The following is a 13,898-nucleotide window of genomic DNA, read 5'->3' on the forward strand; positions in this document are numbered from 1 at the left end:
ACCGGGGATTCGGCCTGCGGTAGTGCCGGCCGCTGGCCGGCAGGCACGGGCATGCACCGATAAGGCAATGCCGGCCAGCGGCCGGCGCTACCGGTCATGCAACAGCGGGATCAGCGCTTCTCGGCGGCGACCAGCTCGGCCAGCTGCACCGCATTGAGGGCAGCCCCCTTGCGCACGTTGTCCGACACGATCCACAGGTTCAGACCGCGCGGATGCGACAGGTCCTCACGGATGCGGCCGACGTACACCGCGTCGGTGCCCGAGGCATGGGTGACCGGCGTCGGGTAACCACCGGCCTCGTGACGATCCACCACCTCGATGCCCGGCGACTGTTCCAGCAGCGCGCGCGCTTCGGCCACGGTCACCTTGTCACGGGTTTCGATCGCCACCGATTCGGAGTGGCCATAGAACACCGGCACGCGCACAGCGGTCGGGTTCACCAGGATGCTGTCGTCGCCCAGGATCTTGCGGGTCTCCCAGACCAGCTTCATCTCTTCCTTGGTGAAGCCGTTGTCCAGGAAGTCGTCGATGTGCGGGATCAGGTTGAAGGCGATCTGCACCGGGAAACGCTGCGGATCGATTTCCTGGAAGCTCAACAGCTGGCCGGTCTGCTTGCCCAGCTCTTCCAGCGCCGAACGGCCACCGCCGGATACCGACTGGTAGGTGGACACGTTGATGCGCTCGATGCCGTACTTGCGATGCAGCGGTGCCAGCGCAACCAGCATCTGCATGGTCGAGCAGTTCGGGTTGGCGATGATGCCGCGCGGACGGTTGCCGATCTGGTCCGGGTTGACCTCCGACACTACCAGCGGCACGTCATCGTCGTAACGGAAGGCGGAGGAGTTGTCGATCACCACCGCGCCAGCGGCGGCGAACTTCGGGGCGTATTCCTTGGACACGCTGCCACCGGCCGAGAACAGGGCGATGTCCACGCCACTCGGGTCGAAGGTGGCCAGGTCCTGGATCTTGACCTTGCTGCCGTTGAATTCCACTTCGCCGCCGGCCGAGCGCTCGGAAGCGAGCAGGCTCAGGGTGCCGATCGGGAAATCGCGTTCGGCCAGGATGGCCAGCATGGTCTCGCCGACCGCACCGGTGGCGCCGACGATGGCGACGTGGAAGCTGCGTTGTGCATTGCTCATGGGGGAACTCTCACGAAAACGGGAAGGGGGGAAAACTCACGCACGACAGCTGGGTTCGGGGAGCCTCCACGGATGGATGCGCGGAGGTTCCCTATCGTTTCCCGCTTTTTTTATCCATGGAAGCGCGCGCGGCAAGGGCCGCGTCGGCGTTGATCGCACTCGGCATGCGCGACGGGCTTCCGTCCAGGCCAAGCCCGGCCAGCAGATTGTCCACGGCCATCTGCACCATCGCCGTACGCGTGGCCAGCGACGCGCTGCCGATGTGCGGAGTCAGCACGATGTTGCGCAGGGCCAGCAGTTCCGGCCGCACATTCGGCTCGCCTTCGTAGACATCCAGACCGGCCGCCGCCAGCCGGCCGTTGGCCAGTGCATCGGCCAGCGCAAGTTCGTCGACGATGCCGCCGCGGGCGATGTTCACCAGCGTGGCGGACCGCTTCATCTTCGCCAGCGCGGCGGCGTCGATGATGTGGTGCGAAGCAGCGGTGTACGGCAGTACGGTCAACAGATGGTCGGACTGCGCCAGCAGCATGTCCAGATCCACATAGGTCGCACCGAGCGCGGCTTCGGCGTCGGCCGGCAACCGCGAACGGTTGTGGTACAGCACCTTCATGCCGAAGCCGTGCGCACCGCGACGGGCGATGCCCTGGCCGATGCGGCCCATGCCGAGGATGCCCAGCGTGCTGCCATGGATGTCGGCGCCGAGCATGGTCTGGAACGACCACTGCCCCCATTGGCCCTCGCGCAGCCAGCGCTCGGATTCGGTGATCCGGCGCGCGGTGGCCATCAGCAGGGCGAAGCCGAGATCGGCGGTGGTCTCGGTGAGAACGTCCGGGGTGTTGCTGGCGAGGATGCCGGCGGCGCTGAGCGCGTCGACGTCCAGATTGTTGTAGCCGACCCCGACATTCGCGATCACCTGCAGCTGCGCGGCATCAGCGACCTGGGCCGCACCGATGCGCTCGTTGAGGGTAATGATCGCACCGTCGACTTCAGCCAGCTGCGCGGCGATCTGCTGCGGCGACCAGGCGGTGACGGTATCGGTGGTGCGCAGCTGCACGCGATCGCGCAGCGGCGCGATGGCCGCGTCGATCAGCGGCTGGCTCACCCATACCGTCGGCCGCGCATCAGCCATCAAGCTGGCCGGGAATGCGCGGAGTGATGGTGCCGACGTCGCCGCACTGCGCGCGGTGGCGCAGCGCCTGGTCCATCAGCACCAGTGCCATCATCGCCTCGGCGATGGGGGTGGCGCGGATGCCGACGCAGGGATCATGGCGGCCGGTGGTGACCACCTCCACCACATTGCCGGCCGTATCCAGCGACTCACCCGGCAGGCGCAGGCTGGAGGTCGGCTTGAGCACCATTGAGGCGACTACCGGCTGGCCGGTGGAAATGCCGCCGAGAATGCCGCCGGCGTGGTTGCTGGCAAACCCCTGCGGGGTCAGCAGGTCACGGTGCTCGGTGCCCTTCTGCATGGCGCTGGCGAAACCGTCGCCGATCTCCACGCCCTTCACCGCGTTGATGCTCATCAGTGCGGCGGCCAGTTCCCCATCGAGCTTGCCGTAGATCGGCTCGCCCCAACCCGGCGGCACATTGTCGGCGACCACGTCCACGCAGGCGCCGACCGAATCACCGGACTTGCGCAGCGCATCCATGTACGCCTCCAGCTCGGGCACCTGCGCGGCATGCGGCCAGAAAAACGGGTTGTCTTCGACCACCGACCAGTCGAAACCGGCTGGGGTGATCTCGCCCAGCTGCGACAGGTAGCCGCGCACGGTGACGCCGAAGCGTTCGGCCAGCCATTTCTTGGCGACCACGCCAGCGGCTACGCGCATGGTGGTCTCGCGCGCCGAAGAACGGCCACCACCGCGCGGGTCGCGGATGCCGTACTTGTGCCAGTAGCTGTAGTCGGCATGACCCGGACGGAACTGCTGGCCGATGTTGCTGTAGTCCTTGCTGCGCTGGTCGGTGTTGCGGATCAGCAGCGCGATCGGGGTGCCGGTGGTCAGGCCCTCGTACACCCCGGACAGGATCTCGATCTCGTCGGCCTCGCGCCGCGCCGAGGTATGCCGGCTCTTGCCGGTGGCGCGACGCTGCAGGTCGTGGCTGAATTCGGCCGCGTCCAGCGCCAGCCCCGGCGGGCAGCCATCGATCACGCAGCCGATGGCCGGCCCGTGCGATTCGCCGAACGTGGTGACGGTGAACAGCTTGCCGAACGAATTGGAGCTCACGGGCGCTGTGCCGCCAATTCGGTGATGCGTGCGCTGTGGGCGATCAACTCGCGGCACTCGACCGCGAAGATGCCCATCTGGCCGACCTTGAACTCGACCCAGGCGAAATCGACTTCCGGCAGCAGCTTGATCAGGTGCTGTTCGGATTCGCCCACTTCACAGATCAGCAGGCCGTCCTCGCTCAGGTGCAGCGGCGCGTCGCGCAGGATCTTCAGCACCAGGTCGAGGCCGTCGTCGCCGGCACGCAGGCCCATGTCCGGCTCGTAGGAGTATTCCTGCGGCAGGGCATCGGTCTCGTCATTGGTGACGTACGGCGGGTTGGTGACGATCAGGTCGTAGTGGCGGCCGGTCAGGCCGTTGAACAGGTCCGACTTCAGCAGGGTCACGTTGTGCGCCTGCAGACGTTCCTTGTTCTCTTCGGCCAGCGACAGCGCCTCATCGCTGAGGTCCACGCCGTCCACTTCCCAGTTCGGGTAGTAGTGGCCCATGGCGATGGCGATGCAGCCCGAACCGGTGCACAGGTCCAGCGCGCGGCTGACATCACGGCCGGCCAGCCACGGCTCGAAGCCGCACTCGATCAGCTCGGCGATCGGCGAACGCGGCACCAGGGCACGCGTGTCGCTCTTGAAGCTGAGGCCGGCGAACCAGGCTTCACCGGTCAGGTAGGCGGCCGGGATGCGCTCGTCGATGCGGCGCTGGAACAGCTCCAGCACCGCCAGCTTCTCTTCCCGCAGCAGGCGCGCCTGGCCGTAGGCCGGGCCAAGGTCGTGCGGCAGATGCAGGCCGTGCAGCACCAGCTGGGTGGCCTCGTCCAGGGCATTGTCGTAGCTGTGCCCGAAGGTCAGGCCCGCAGCGTTGAAACGGCTGGTGCCGTAGCGGATCAGATCGATGATCGTATGGAGTTCGGCGGCCGTTTCAGCGGTCATGGCGGTACTGCGGGCAAAGTGGCCCCCGATTATAGGGGTTGCCGCCTGCGCCGGCATCCGTTGCGGCGGAAACGATCCAGTCACAGCCGGTATGATGGTGGCCACTTCCTGCGGCGGAATCCCATGTTCAATCGCAACGTCGGCATCATCCTGCTGATCGCCCTGGCAGCGGGCCTTGGCCTGCTCGCCGCCCAGCAGGTGTTCGCGCCGAAGCCGCCGGCCGGGCAGCCGGCCACCGAAGCGATCACCCTGTACCCGCAGCCGCGCGCCCTGCCCGACTACAACCTGGCCCAGTCCGACGGCACGCGCCTGATTCCCGGCGAACTGAAGGGCCACTGGACCCTGGTGTTCCTCGGCTTCACCTTCTGCCCGGACGTCTGCCCGACCACCCTGGCCGAGCTGGCCGGTGCGCAGAACCAGTGGGAAGCCCTGCCCGATGGCCTGCGCCCGCGCGTGCTGTTCGTCTCTGTCGACCCTGAGCGCGACACCGCGATGCGCCTCGGCGAGTACGCCCATGGCTTCCACAAGGACACCCTCGCGGCCACCGCCGACATCCCCTCGCTGGAGCGCTTTGCCACCTCGCTGGGCTTCGTGTTCCAGAAGGTGCCGGGCAAGCACTTCGACGAGAATCCCGAGGATTACACCCTCGAGCACTCTGCCAGCCTGGCCGTGCTCGACCCGCAGGGCCGGCTTGCCGGCCTGGTGCGGCCCCCGTTCAACGCGCCGGCGATCGCCCGCGACCTGCAGAAGCTGACCGAGAAATCCGCCCCATGAGTCTGACCACCGCCCTGACGTACGTCCTGCCCCACCGCCTGCTGTCCTCGATGGCGCGTTCGCTGGCGTACTCGGACAACCCGCGCGTATCGCGCTGGCTGATCGACACGGTCACCCGCAAGTTCAACGTCAACCTGGATGAAGCGGCCAATCCGGACCCGCGCAGCTACCCGACCTTCAACCAGTTCTTCACCCGCGCGCTGAAACCCGGCGCGCGCGTGGCCGATGCCGATCCGCGCAGCCTGGTGATGCCGGCCGACGGCCGCATCAGCCAGCTCGGGAAGATCGACGCCGGCCGCATCTTCCAGGCCAAGGGCCAGTCCTTCACCGCCGCCGAACTGCTGGGCAGCGCCGAGGACGCCAAGCCGTTCAATGAGGGCCTGTATGCCACGGTGTATCTGTCACCGCGCGACTACCACCGCGTGCACATGCCGTGGACCGGCACCCTGCGCGAAACCGTGCACGTACCCGGCCGCCTGTTCAGCGTTGGCCCGGCCGCGGTGAACAACGTGCCAGGCCTGTTCGCACGCAACGAACGCCTGGTCTGCCACTTCGACACCAGTTTCGGCCCGATGGTCAGCGTGATGGTCGGCGCGCTGCTGGTGTCGGGCGTGGAAACGGTGTGGAGCGGCGAAGAGATTCCGCACTACGGCGACCGCATCACCCGCAAGGATTACCGGGGCCGCGGCATCACCCTGCAGCGCTTCGAAGAGATGGCGCGCTTCAATTACGGCTCGACCGTGATCGTGCTGCTGCCACCGGGGGTGGCCGAATTCGCCCCGCATCTGGATGCCGAGCATCCGGTGCAGCTGGGCCAGGCACTGGCGAAGCTGCGCTGAGAAAAGGGGACGGAGGGGATTAAGTCGTTTGTGACACAAGCGACTTAATCCCCTCCGTCCCCTTTTTGCTTACTGCAGGGTCGGCGCCGGGCCGACGTCCATGCCGTCGTAGTCTTCCACGCCCATCTGCGTGGCCAGCGCGCTCAGTTCCTGGTTACGCTTGTCCAGCGAGGTTTCGTCGTGGACTTCCACACGCTCCACGTGCAGCACGTGGAATGCAGCGTCACCGTCTTCCGGCTCCTGCTCGAACAGTTCCACCAGCACATAGCCCTGCGCCTGCAGGTGGGTGCCCAGTGCCTGCAGCGGCTCGGCAGTGGAGTGCACGAAGAAGTACCCCCACAGCAGCGGGGCGTCCAGGTCCCAATCGGTGTTCTCGCGGAGGTTGGTGAACAGGTTGCGGGTGTCTTCGAGGTCCATGCGATATCCAGAGTGCGGAGAGATTATTTGTCGCAGCCCTGCAGCTTCAGCACCTGGCCGTGGCGCAGGCTGTAGCCGGGGGCCTTGAGGCCATTGGCGCGGGCCAGCACCGGCACATCGCACTGGAACTTCGCGGCGATCCGGCCCAGGGTCTCACCCTTGCCGACCTTGTAGCTGCGGGCCGGCTTTGCACGCGGGGCCGGCGCCGGGCGCGGCGCAGCGACCGGCGCTGCGGGCGTGGTCGACACGCTGCTGGCGGCATTGGGATCGACCACCGGCACCACCCCGCCCACGGCCACGCTGCCGGTGTAGCTGGCGGCGCTCGGGCGTATGATCGCCGCATTGAGGTCTGCGGTGATCAGGGTACGGGCCAGATCGGCACGCGGGCCACTGACGCAGTTGCGCGTGTACAGGCCGGCGATGCGGTTGGTGGCGTTGATGAGGGTTCCTGCCGGAATCCAGCCATCGGCCTCATAGCGCGGGTTGAGGTTGCGCAATGCGCGCATGTAACCATCGCGGGTGCCATGGCTGCCCAGGCAGATGGTCAGTTCGTAGATCGTGGTCGAGCGGGCCAGGCGGATGGTGGCCGGCTGTGCGTTGATCTTCGGGAACTCCACGCCGTACTGCTGCGGGTGCAGGAAGATCCAGGACGCGGCGATCACCATCGGCACGTAGTCCTTGGTTTCGCCCGGGAACTGGTTGTAGACGCTGTCCACCCAGAAGCTCTGGCCCGGGTACTGCTTGTAGACGCGCGCCGCGCGGCCCTCGCCGCCGTTGTAGCCGGCCAGCGACAGTTCGACGTTGTTGTTGAGTTCGCGCATGCGCTCGTTGAGGTACGTCGCGCTGGCCTCGGCAGCGCTGCGCGCGTCGAAGCGGGTATCGAAACCGGTACCGTCCGGGCCCAGGCCGAAGCGGCGGCCGGTGGCCGGCATGAACTGCATCAGGCCCGCGGCGCCGGCGCGTGAGGACGCATGCACGCGGCCATTGGACTCCTTGGCCATGATGCCGAACAGCAGCGCCTCGGGCAGGCCGCGCTTCTCCCATTCCGGCCACATCACCGCGCGCAGGTTCTGGTAGTTCTCGTAGGTGGTCATCAGCGCCGGGCGCATGTCGGTCAGCCAGCGGCGGATGCCGGCCTGCACGGCCGGGTTGTACTCGACCATGTTGTCGAAGGCATGGCGCTTGTCGTTGAGCAGCGCTGCCGCGCGGGCCGCCTCGGGCACGTCGGCAGCCAGCGGGCCGACATGGTCCGGGTCGGCTTCCAGGCGGTCGCCGGCTTCATCGGCCACGTCATCATCGGCGGCGGCATCGGCATCGTGCTTGAGCAGCCGCTTGTAGCTCGCCAGCATGTTGCTCATCTGGCAGCCCTTCTGCTTCACGCACTCGCTGATGACATCTTCCATGTCCTCCAGCGCAGCATCGGCCTCGTTGCGACCCTTCGGATCGGCGTTGGCCACCAGCAGCACGGCATCGCTGTAGCGCTTCTCGGCAGCAGTCATGCGCTGCTGCAGCGCATCCACCTTCACCTTGTCCTTGGCCGAAACCCGCTGTGCGTGGGCCTCCGGCGCCAGGGAAACCAGGCCAGCCAGGGCCAGCAGCGGCCAGGTGCGGGAAATCAGGACAGGAACGGGCATTGGTGGCACTGTGTATGAAACAGGCAGGCAGAGTAGCGGCGCTGCCAAGGTCGGGGCAAGCCGACCTTCGGCCCGTCACTGTCGGCGGTTAGCATTGGCACATTCATCACAAGGGCTGGACCATGGATCCGATTCTGCTCGGCAAAGGCATCACCGACGATGTGGCTGTCACCCTGTTGCCGAAACTCGGCAACCGCCATGGGCTGGTGGCCGGCGCTACCGGCACCGGCAAGACCGTGACCCTGATGACCCTGGCCGAGGGCTTCTCGCGGATCGGGGTACCGGTGTTCCTGGCCGATGTGAAGGGCGATGTGTCTGGTCTGGCGGTGCCGGGTACCGGCGCTGACAACCTGCTCAAGCGCGCGGCCGAGATCGGCGTGGGCGACTACGCCCCGGCGGGCAGCCCCACCGTGTTCTGGGATCTGTACGGCAAGCTCGGCCACCCGGTGCGCACCACCGTGAGCGAGATGGGGCCGACCCTGCTGGCGCGCATCCTGGAATTGAACGACACCCAGGCCGGCGTGCTCGACATCGTGTTCAAGCTGGCCGATGACCGCGGCCTGCTGCTGCTGGACATGGACGACCTGCGCGCCCTGCTCGGCCTGGTGGCCGAGGAGCGCAAGGACATTTCCACCGAGTACGGCCTGGTCAGCGCGCAGTCGGTGGCGGCCATCCAGCGCGCCCTGCTGCGGCTGGCGCAGGACGGCGGCGAGCATTTCTTCGGCGAACCGGCACTGGAACTGGCCGACATCATGCGGGTCAACCATGATGGCCGCGGTGTGATCGGCATCCTTGCCGCCGACCAGCTGGTGCTCAAGCCCAAGCTGTACTCCACCTTCCTGCTGTGGCTGTTGTCGGAGCTGTTCGAGCAGCTGCCGGAAGTGGGCGACCTCGACAAGCCGAAGCTGGTCTTCATTTTCGACGAAGCACACCTGCTGTTCGACGATGCGCCGCCCGCACTGGTACAGCGCATCGAACAAGTGGTGCGGCTGATCCGCTCCAAGGGCGTGGGCGTGTACTTCTGCTCGCAGTTCCCGGACGACGTGCCGGCCAACATCCTCGGCCAGCTCGGTAACCGCGTGCAGCACGCGTTGCGCGCATTCACCCCGCGCGACCAGAAGGCGGTGAAGACCGCCGCCGAGACCTTCGTGCCGAACCCGAAGCTGGATGTGGTGAAGGTGCTCAGCCAGCTTGGTACCGGTGAAGCGCTGGTGTCCACGCTGCAGGACAAGGGCGTACCGATGCCGGTGCAGCAGACGATGATCGCCCCGCCGCGCTGCCGCATGGGGCCGATCACCGAGGCCGAGCGTGTGCAGGTGCGCGCCGGCAGCCCGGTCGGCACGCGCTACGACACTGCCGTCAACCGCGAATCGGCCGCCGAACTGCTGGCCCAGCGCGCGCAGAAGGCCGTCGAGAAGGCCGATGCACCGGCCGCGCGCAGCCGTGAGCAGGACGAGGCGCAGGAAGGCGGCTTCGGACAGTCGATCAAGGACGCAATCTTTGGCACCAAGCGCCGCCAGGGCATGATCGAGACGATGGCCAAGCAGACAACGCGCACGGTCGGCACCAAGCTGGGCAACCAGATCGTGCGTGGCATCCTCGGTGGCATCTTCGGCGGCAAGCGCTGAGAGCCCCGGTAGTACCTTCACCTTCACGGCGCGCCGGCGACGGCGCGCCGTAGTTGTTTCATTCCGCACGAGAAGCCGCATTACATGTCGCGTTGGCGTCCCCCCGCAGAAAAGAGCACCGCGCTGATCACCGCCGCCGGCCATGCACGCTTGAAGGCCGAGCTGGATGAGCTGTGGCGGGTACGTCGACCCGAGGTGGTCAAGGCGCTGGCCGCCGCCGCGGCCGAAGGCGATCGCTCGGAGAATGCCGAATACACCTACCGCAAGAAGCAGCTGGGCGAGATCGATCGTCGCGTGCGCTACCTGACCAAGCGCCTGGAATCACTGCGCGTGGTCGACACCACGCCGACCGATCCGCAAGCGGTGTTCTTCGGTGCGTGGGTGGAACTGGAGAACGTGGACAGCGGGCAGACCAGCCGCTACCGCATCGTCGGGCCGGATGAGACCGATGCAGGACTGGGCTGGATCAGCATCGATTCGCCGTTGGCGCGGGCCTTGTTGAAGAAGCGCCTGGATGATGAGTTTTCGGTGGAACTGCCCAGTGGCAACCACACCTTTGCGGTGATCGGTGTGGAGTACGAAGCTGCGCCCAACGGCTGAGCCTGTGGCGGGCAGCGGCGCTCAGCCGGGCATGGGTGCGCAGTTCTACAGAAGCGGCGGCGGGTAACGACGGCCTTCGCGCAGCGGGCGGAAGTAGTCGTCGTTCGCGTAAAAGGCCGGCGTCTGATCGGTGTGCCAGCCGGGAATGCCCGCCAACGGCAGCGGACGCAGCTCCATGGGATCGAGCAGCACCCTGCCCTCCCTGATGGCCCGCGCGACCGTGACGATGCAGCCCGCATCGTCATCGCCCTGCAGCACCACACATTTGCCGACCAGCAGCCGGCCCGGCAGCAGCGCCTGTTCCATCAAGGCATGACCGAATACTGCGGCGATGGCAATCCGTCCCGACTTCCAGTGGCTCGGTTCGAACAGCACGCGCCACTGGTGAGCATCCCAGGCTGCCAGCAACGCCGGATCGCGCACGCGTACCACCACGCCGGTTTCATCGAACTGGGTCAGCGCGGCCTGCGCGCGATTGCGTTGTCCTGCGGCCATGCCCTCGATGTGCCGGCATTGCTGCGCGTTGAGTGCGCACTTGATCGGCAGATGGCGTGCCCAGACCAGGGCATTGAACAGGTCGTGCCAGTTGTCGGCACGTGTTGCGATGCGGCCTTCGGCGATGCGCGCTTCATAGTGCAGGCCGTCGGCCAGCAACGCCGCATCCTGTTCAACAACGCGCTTGTCCGACAACGCCAGGCGCGCGTCCAGGTCGGACACGCGCGGCCAGTCCGCTGCGGTCAGCAGATCAGCGAATTCAGCGATACCGGCAAACACCGGATGATCGAACGCAGACCGATCCACCGCCGCGCGCAACGGTGCCACGAAGCGGCGGGGGCCGCCATCAGCAGTCTCCGTCCTGGTCACAGCACCTTGAGGTCGAAGGCCGGGCGCGTGGTCGGCGGCAGCGCGTCGCCGTAGAGGTCGTGCTCGTCGCTCTCGGTGATTTCCACGTCGACGAACTCACCCACGCGCAATGCCACCTGGTCTGCGTTCTGGATATGCACCAGGCCGTCGATCTCCGGCGCATCGGCCTTGGAACGAGCCACCGCGATATCGCCTTCGATGGCATCGACCAGGCATTGCTGCACCGTGCCGATCTTGGCTTCCAGACGCGAAGCCGAAATCTGCGCCTGCTTCTCCATGAAGCGCGCCAGTCGTTCCTGCTTCACTTCTTCCGGCACCGGGTCCGGCAGGTTGTTGGCCGTGGCGCCCTCCACCGGCGAGTAGGCGAACGCGCCGACGCGGTCCAGCTGCGCTTCGTCCAGGAACGACAGCAGCTCTTCGAATTCGGCCTCGGTCTCGCCCGGGAAACCGACGATGAAGGTCGAACGCACGGTGATGTCCGGCGCGATGCGGCGCCAGTTCTGCACGCGCTCCAAGGTCTTCTCGACTGCGCCGGGGCGCTTCATCAGGCGCAGGATGCGCGGGCTGGCGTGCTGGAACGGGATGTCCAGGTACGGCAGGATCCGGTTCTCGGCCATCAGCGGCACCACGTCATCGACGTGCGGATACGGATAGACGTAGTGCATGCGCACCCACGCATCCAGTTCGGACAAGCCTTCGCACAGTGCCTTCAGGCGGGTCTGGTAGGCCTTGTCGCGCCACATCTTCTCGGCGTACTTCACATCCACGCCGTAGGCAGAGGTGTCCTGCGAAACCACCAGCAGCTCGCGCACACCGCCGCGCACCAGGCGCTCGGCTTCGCGCAGCACCTCGTCCACCGGGCGCGAGACCAGCTTGCCGCGCATCGACGGAATGATGCAGAAGCTGCAATGGTGGTTGCAGCCTTCGGAAATCTTCAGATAGGCGTAGTGACGCGGGGTCAGCTTGATACCGTAGTCCGGCACCAGATCCACGAACGGGTCGTGCTTGGGCGGCAGCGCCGCGTGCACGGCTTCCATCACGCTCTGGTAATCCTGCGGCCCGGACACCGCCAGCACGTTCGGGTACGCCTCACGGATCTGCTCGGGGCGCTTGCCCAGGCAGCCGGTGACGATGACCTTGCCGTTCTGGTTCATCGCCTCGCCGATGGCATCCAGCGATTCGGTCACCGCCGAATCGATGAAGCCGCAGGTGTTGACCACCACCACGTCGGCCGAATCATAGGACGGGACGATGTCGTAGCCTTCCGACCGCAGCTGGGTGAGGATACGCTCGGAATCGACGAGGGCCTTCGGGCAGCCAAGGCTGACGAAGCCGACTTTGGGGTTCAGCTGGGACATGGAATCGCGGGACTCTGGGGGCCTGGGCCCCTGCCGGCATGGCAGGGGGACCTGGGGGCCGGGGCCTGAAAGGGCGCCAGTATACCGGGGTTGGGGGGCGGCCTCTGAATCGTGTGAGCCGCCCGATCCCGCACAGCCGCTGACATCGCGCTAACCCGCCCAGCACCGACAATGCAGGCATGTCCCCTGCAACGAGGTACCCCCCGATGTCCGAATGGATCACCCTGGACACGCATCATGGCCCGGTCCGCGCCTGGCAGGCACTGCCCGAGGGCAAATCCCGCGGCGCACTGGTGGTGGTGCAGGAAATCTTCGGTGCCAACCCGCACATCCGCAGCGTGGCCGAACGTTTCGCGGCCGAGGGCTACGCGGTGCTGGCACCGTCGTTCTTCGACCTGGTGGACGGCCCCGAGGCCGACCCGGACGCCCTGCTCTACAGCCCCGAAGGCGTGAAGGATGGCCTGCAACGGGTCACCGCCCTGGGCATGGAAAAGGCACTGGAAGTGGTCCGCGCCGCCGCCACACGGCTGGCCCCGCATGGCAAGGTCGGCACGGTCGGCTACTGCTGGGGCGGCAGCGTCGCCCTGCTGTCGGCGCTGCGCCTGGGCCTGCCCTCGGTGAGCTACTACGGCGCGCGCAACGTGCAGTTCCTGGATGAAACGCCGAAGGCCCCGGTGATGTTCCACTTCGGCGCGCAGGACAAGAGCATCCCGCCGGAGGCGATCCAGGCCCACCGCGAGAAGCTGCCGCAGATGGCGACCTACGTCTATCCGGCCGACCATGCCTTCAACCGGGAGGTCGGACATGCGTATGATCCAGACAGCGCCGCCCTGGCGCTGCAACGCACCCTGGACTTCTTCTCGGAGCATCTTGGATGAGCGATTTCGAACTCGATTCACGCCTGGCCAGCGATAGCGTGCTGGTGGCCGAAGGCCCGCTGTCGCAAGTGCGACTGATGAACGACGAACGATTCCCCTGGCTGGTGCTGGTGCCGCGCCTGGCCGGGGTCACCGAGTGGATCGAGCTGGACGGCGAGCAGCAGGACAAGCTGCGCACCGAGCTCAACCGCGCCTGCAAGGCGCTGCACGGTTCCGACGGGGTTGAGAAGATCAACATCGGCGCGCTGGGCAACATCGTGCGCCAGCTGCATTTCCACGTGATCGGCCGCCACGACGGCGATCCGGCGTGGCCGGGACCGGTCTGGGGCAGCGGCCCGGCGCACCGCTATGAGGCCGCGGCGCTGGACCAGCATGTCGCCTACTGGAAGGAACGGCTAGGATATCCGGCCCATTCCTGAGCCAGTGCCGACCCGATGCGATTCAATATCGTCGCCGCCATCCTGCTGATCCTGATCGGCCTGTTCATGCTGGCCAGCAATCTGGGCTGGACCAACCTGAACCTGTCGCGCCTGCTGTTGACCTGGTGGCCGCTCGGCCTGGTGGCCGTAGGCATCGCGATCCTGTTCGGTCGCGGTAAATAAGCAAAGGCGGCGCA

Annotated in this window: 15 protein-coding genes; 7 read left to right on the top strand and 8 right to left on the bottom strand. The window is 66.7% G+C overall.

What is annotated here, in order from left to right; all coding sequences use genetic code 11:
• Window positions 1-110: 110 nt before the first annotated feature.
• From ACEF39_RS14815 to prmB, 4 genes are all read right to left on the bottom strand, one after another.
• A complete protein-coding gene (locus ACEF39_RS14815) occupies window positions 111-1,139 on the bottom strand; it encodes an aspartate-semialdehyde dehydrogenase (protein ID WP_500285591.1) in 1,029 nt (342 codons plus the stop codon).
• Between the two features lie 91 nt (window positions 1,140-1,230).
• Window positions 1,231-2,268 (bottom strand): 2-hydroxyacid dehydrogenase, encoded by a 1,038-nt coding sequence (locus tag ACEF39_RS14820; RefSeq protein WP_500285592.1) that lies wholly within the window; start codon window positions 2,266-2,268, stop codon window positions 1,231-1,233.
• Entirely contained in the window at window positions 2,261-3,364 is a 1,104-nt protein-coding gene (gene aroC, locus ACEF39_RS14825; protein ID WP_500285593.1) for a chorismate synthase, read from the bottom strand. Before aroC ends, ACEF39_RS14820 begins: the two co-directional genes overlap by 8 nt.
• Complete coding sequence (gene prmB / locus ACEF39_RS14830) at window positions 3,361-4,290, bottom strand: 50S ribosomal protein L3 N(5)-glutamine methyltransferase (RefSeq protein ID WP_100461075.1); 930 nt, start codon at window positions 4,288-4,290, stop codon at window positions 3,361-3,363. The genes aroC and prmB overlap by 4 nt, the downstream gene beginning before the upstream one ends.
• 123 nt (window positions 4,291-4,413) lie before the next feature.
• On the opposite strand from prmB, the gene ACEF39_RS14835 reads away from it, so the two are divergent.
• Window positions 4,414-5,064 (top strand): SCO family protein, encoded by a 651-nt coding sequence (locus ACEF39_RS14835; protein ID WP_500285594.1) that lies wholly within the window; start codon window positions 4,414-4,416, stop codon window positions 5,062-5,064.
• Window positions 5,061-5,903 (top strand): archaetidylserine decarboxylase, encoded by an 843-nt coding sequence (asd, locus tag ACEF39_RS14840; RefSeq protein WP_025876139.1) that lies wholly within the window; start codon window positions 5,061-5,063, stop codon window positions 5,901-5,903. The genes ACEF39_RS14835 and asd overlap by 4 nt, the downstream gene beginning before the upstream one ends.
• Window positions 5,904-5,972: 69 nt before the next feature.
• On the opposite strand, the gene ACEF39_RS14845 is transcribed toward asd, so the two are convergent.
• Together ACEF39_RS14845 and ACEF39_RS14850 are read right to left on the bottom strand one after the other, a co-directional pair.
• Window positions 5,973-6,320 (bottom strand): ribonuclease E inhibitor RraB, encoded by a 348-nt coding sequence (locus tag ACEF39_RS14845; protein ID WP_099819030.1) that lies wholly within the window; start codon window positions 6,318-6,320, stop codon window positions 5,973-5,975.
• 23 nt (window positions 6,321-6,343) lie between these two features.
• Window positions 6,344-7,954, bottom strand: coding sequence for a transglycosylase SLT domain-containing protein (locus ACEF39_RS14850; RefSeq protein WP_500285595.1), 1,611 nt, complete (start codon window positions 7,952-7,954; stop codon window positions 6,344-6,346).
• A gap of 122 nt (window positions 7,955-8,076) precedes the next feature.
• Between ACEF39_RS14850 and ACEF39_RS14855 the strand changes: the two genes are divergently transcribed.
• Together ACEF39_RS14855 and greB are read left to right on the top strand one after the other, a co-directional pair.
• Entirely contained in the window at window positions 8,077-9,582 is a 1,506-nt protein-coding gene (locus ACEF39_RS14855) for a helicase HerA-like domain-containing protein (RefSeq protein ID WP_500285596.1), read from the top strand.
• A gap of 84 nt (window positions 9,583-9,666) precedes the next feature.
• The gene (gene greB, locus ACEF39_RS14860) at window positions 9,667-10,182 is read left to right on the top strand and encodes a transcription elongation factor GreB (protein WP_500285597.1); all 516 of its coding nucleotides are present in this window, start codon (window positions 9,667-9,669) and stop codon (window positions 10,180-10,182) included.
• A 45-nt stretch (window positions 10,183-10,227) separates the two neighbouring features.
• On the opposite strand, the gene ACEF39_RS14865 is transcribed toward greB, so the two are convergent.
• Entirely contained in the window at window positions 10,228-11,046 is an 819-nt protein-coding gene (locus ACEF39_RS14865; RefSeq protein WP_500285598.1) for a DUF3025 domain-containing protein, read from the bottom strand.
• Entirely contained in the window at window positions 11,043-12,404 is a 1,362-nt protein-coding gene (gene rimO / locus ACEF39_RS14870) for a 30S ribosomal protein S12 methylthiotransferase RimO (RefSeq protein ID WP_025876127.1), read from the bottom strand. The genes ACEF39_RS14865 and rimO overlap by 4 nt, the downstream gene beginning before the upstream one ends.
• Window positions 12,405-12,610: 206 nt before the next feature.
• Between rimO and ACEF39_RS14875 the strand changes: the two genes are divergently transcribed.
• Genes ACEF39_RS14875 through ACEF39_RS14885 form a run of 3 tightly spaced genes read left to right on the top strand, consistent with a single transcriptional unit; the run spans window position 12,611 to window position 13,884 of the window.
• Window positions 12,611-13,282 carry a dienelactone hydrolase family protein gene (locus ACEF39_RS14875; protein WP_500285599.1) on the top strand — a complete coding sequence of 224 codons (672 nt, stop codon included), beginning with the start codon at window positions 12,611-12,613 and terminating at the stop codon, window positions 13,280-13,282.
• Window positions 13,279-13,701, top strand: coding sequence for an HIT domain-containing protein (locus ACEF39_RS14880; RefSeq protein WP_500285600.1), 423 nt, complete (start codon window positions 13,279-13,281; stop codon window positions 13,699-13,701). The genes ACEF39_RS14875 and ACEF39_RS14880 overlap by 4 nt, the downstream gene beginning before the upstream one ends.
• A gap of 15 nt (window positions 13,702-13,716) precedes the next feature.
• Entirely contained in the window at window positions 13,717-13,884 is a 168-nt protein-coding gene (locus ACEF39_RS14885) for a LiaI-LiaF-like domain-containing protein (RefSeq protein ID WP_025876120.1), read from the top strand.
• Window positions 13,885-13,898: the final 14 nt, after the last annotated feature.

The sequence above is a fragment of the Stenotrophomonas indicatrix genome, from assembly GCA_041545745.1.
GTDB classification, from domain to species: domain Bacteria; phylum Pseudomonadota; class Gammaproteobacteria; order Xanthomonadales; family Xanthomonadaceae; genus Stenotrophomonas; species Stenotrophomonas indicatrix_A.

What these genes read in the sequence shown, in the direction of transcription:
- ACEF39_RS14875 (WP_500285599.1), top strand. Translation starts at nt 12,611, where the DNA reads ATGTCCGAATGGATCACCCTGGACACGCATCATGGCCCGGTCCGCGCC.
- ACEF39_RS14845 (WP_099819030.1), bottom strand. Translation starts at nt 6,320, where the DNA reads ATGGACCTCGAAGACACCCGCAACCTGTTCACCAACCTCCGCGAGAAC.
- prmB (WP_100461075.1), bottom strand. Translation starts at nt 4,290, where the DNA reads ATGACCGCTGAAACGGCCGCCGAACTCCATACGATCATCGATCTGATC.
- ACEF39_RS14815 (WP_500285591.1), bottom strand. Translation starts at nt 1,139, where the DNA reads ATGAGCAATGCACAACGCAGCTTCCACGTCGCCATCGTCGGCGCCACC.
- asd (WP_025876139.1), top strand. Translation starts at nt 5,061, where the DNA reads ATGAGTCTGACCACCGCCCTGACGTACGTCCTGCCCCACCGCCTGCTG.
- rimO (WP_025876127.1), bottom strand. Translation starts at nt 12,404, where the DNA reads ATGTCCCAGCTGAACCCCAAAGTCGGCTTCGTCAGCCTTGGCTGCCCG.
- ACEF39_RS14880 (WP_500285600.1), top strand. Translation starts at nt 13,279, where the DNA reads ATGAGCGATTTCGAACTCGATTCACGCCTGGCCAGCGATAGCGTGCTG.
- ACEF39_RS14835 (WP_500285594.1), top strand. Translation starts at nt 4,414, where the DNA reads ATGTTCAATCGCAACGTCGGCATCATCCTGCTGATCGCCCTGGCAGCG.
- ACEF39_RS14850 (WP_500285595.1), bottom strand. Translation starts at nt 7,954, where the DNA reads ATGCCCGTTCCTGTCCTGATTTCCCGCACCTGGCCGCTGCTGGCCCTG.
- ACEF39_RS14820 (WP_500285592.1), bottom strand. Translation starts at nt 2,268, where the DNA reads ATGGCTGATGCGCGGCCGACGGTATGGGTGAGCCAGCCGCTGATCGAC.
- greB (WP_500285597.1), top strand. Translation starts at nt 9,667, where the DNA reads ATGTCGCGTTGGCGTCCCCCCGCAGAAAAGAGCACCGCGCTGATCACC.
- ACEF39_RS14855 (WP_500285596.1), top strand. Translation starts at nt 8,077, where the DNA reads ATGGATCCGATTCTGCTCGGCAAAGGCATCACCGACGATGTGGCTGTC.
- ACEF39_RS14885 (WP_025876120.1), top strand. Translation starts at nt 13,717, where the DNA reads ATGCGATTCAATATCGTCGCCGCCATCCTGCTGATCCTGATCGGCCTG.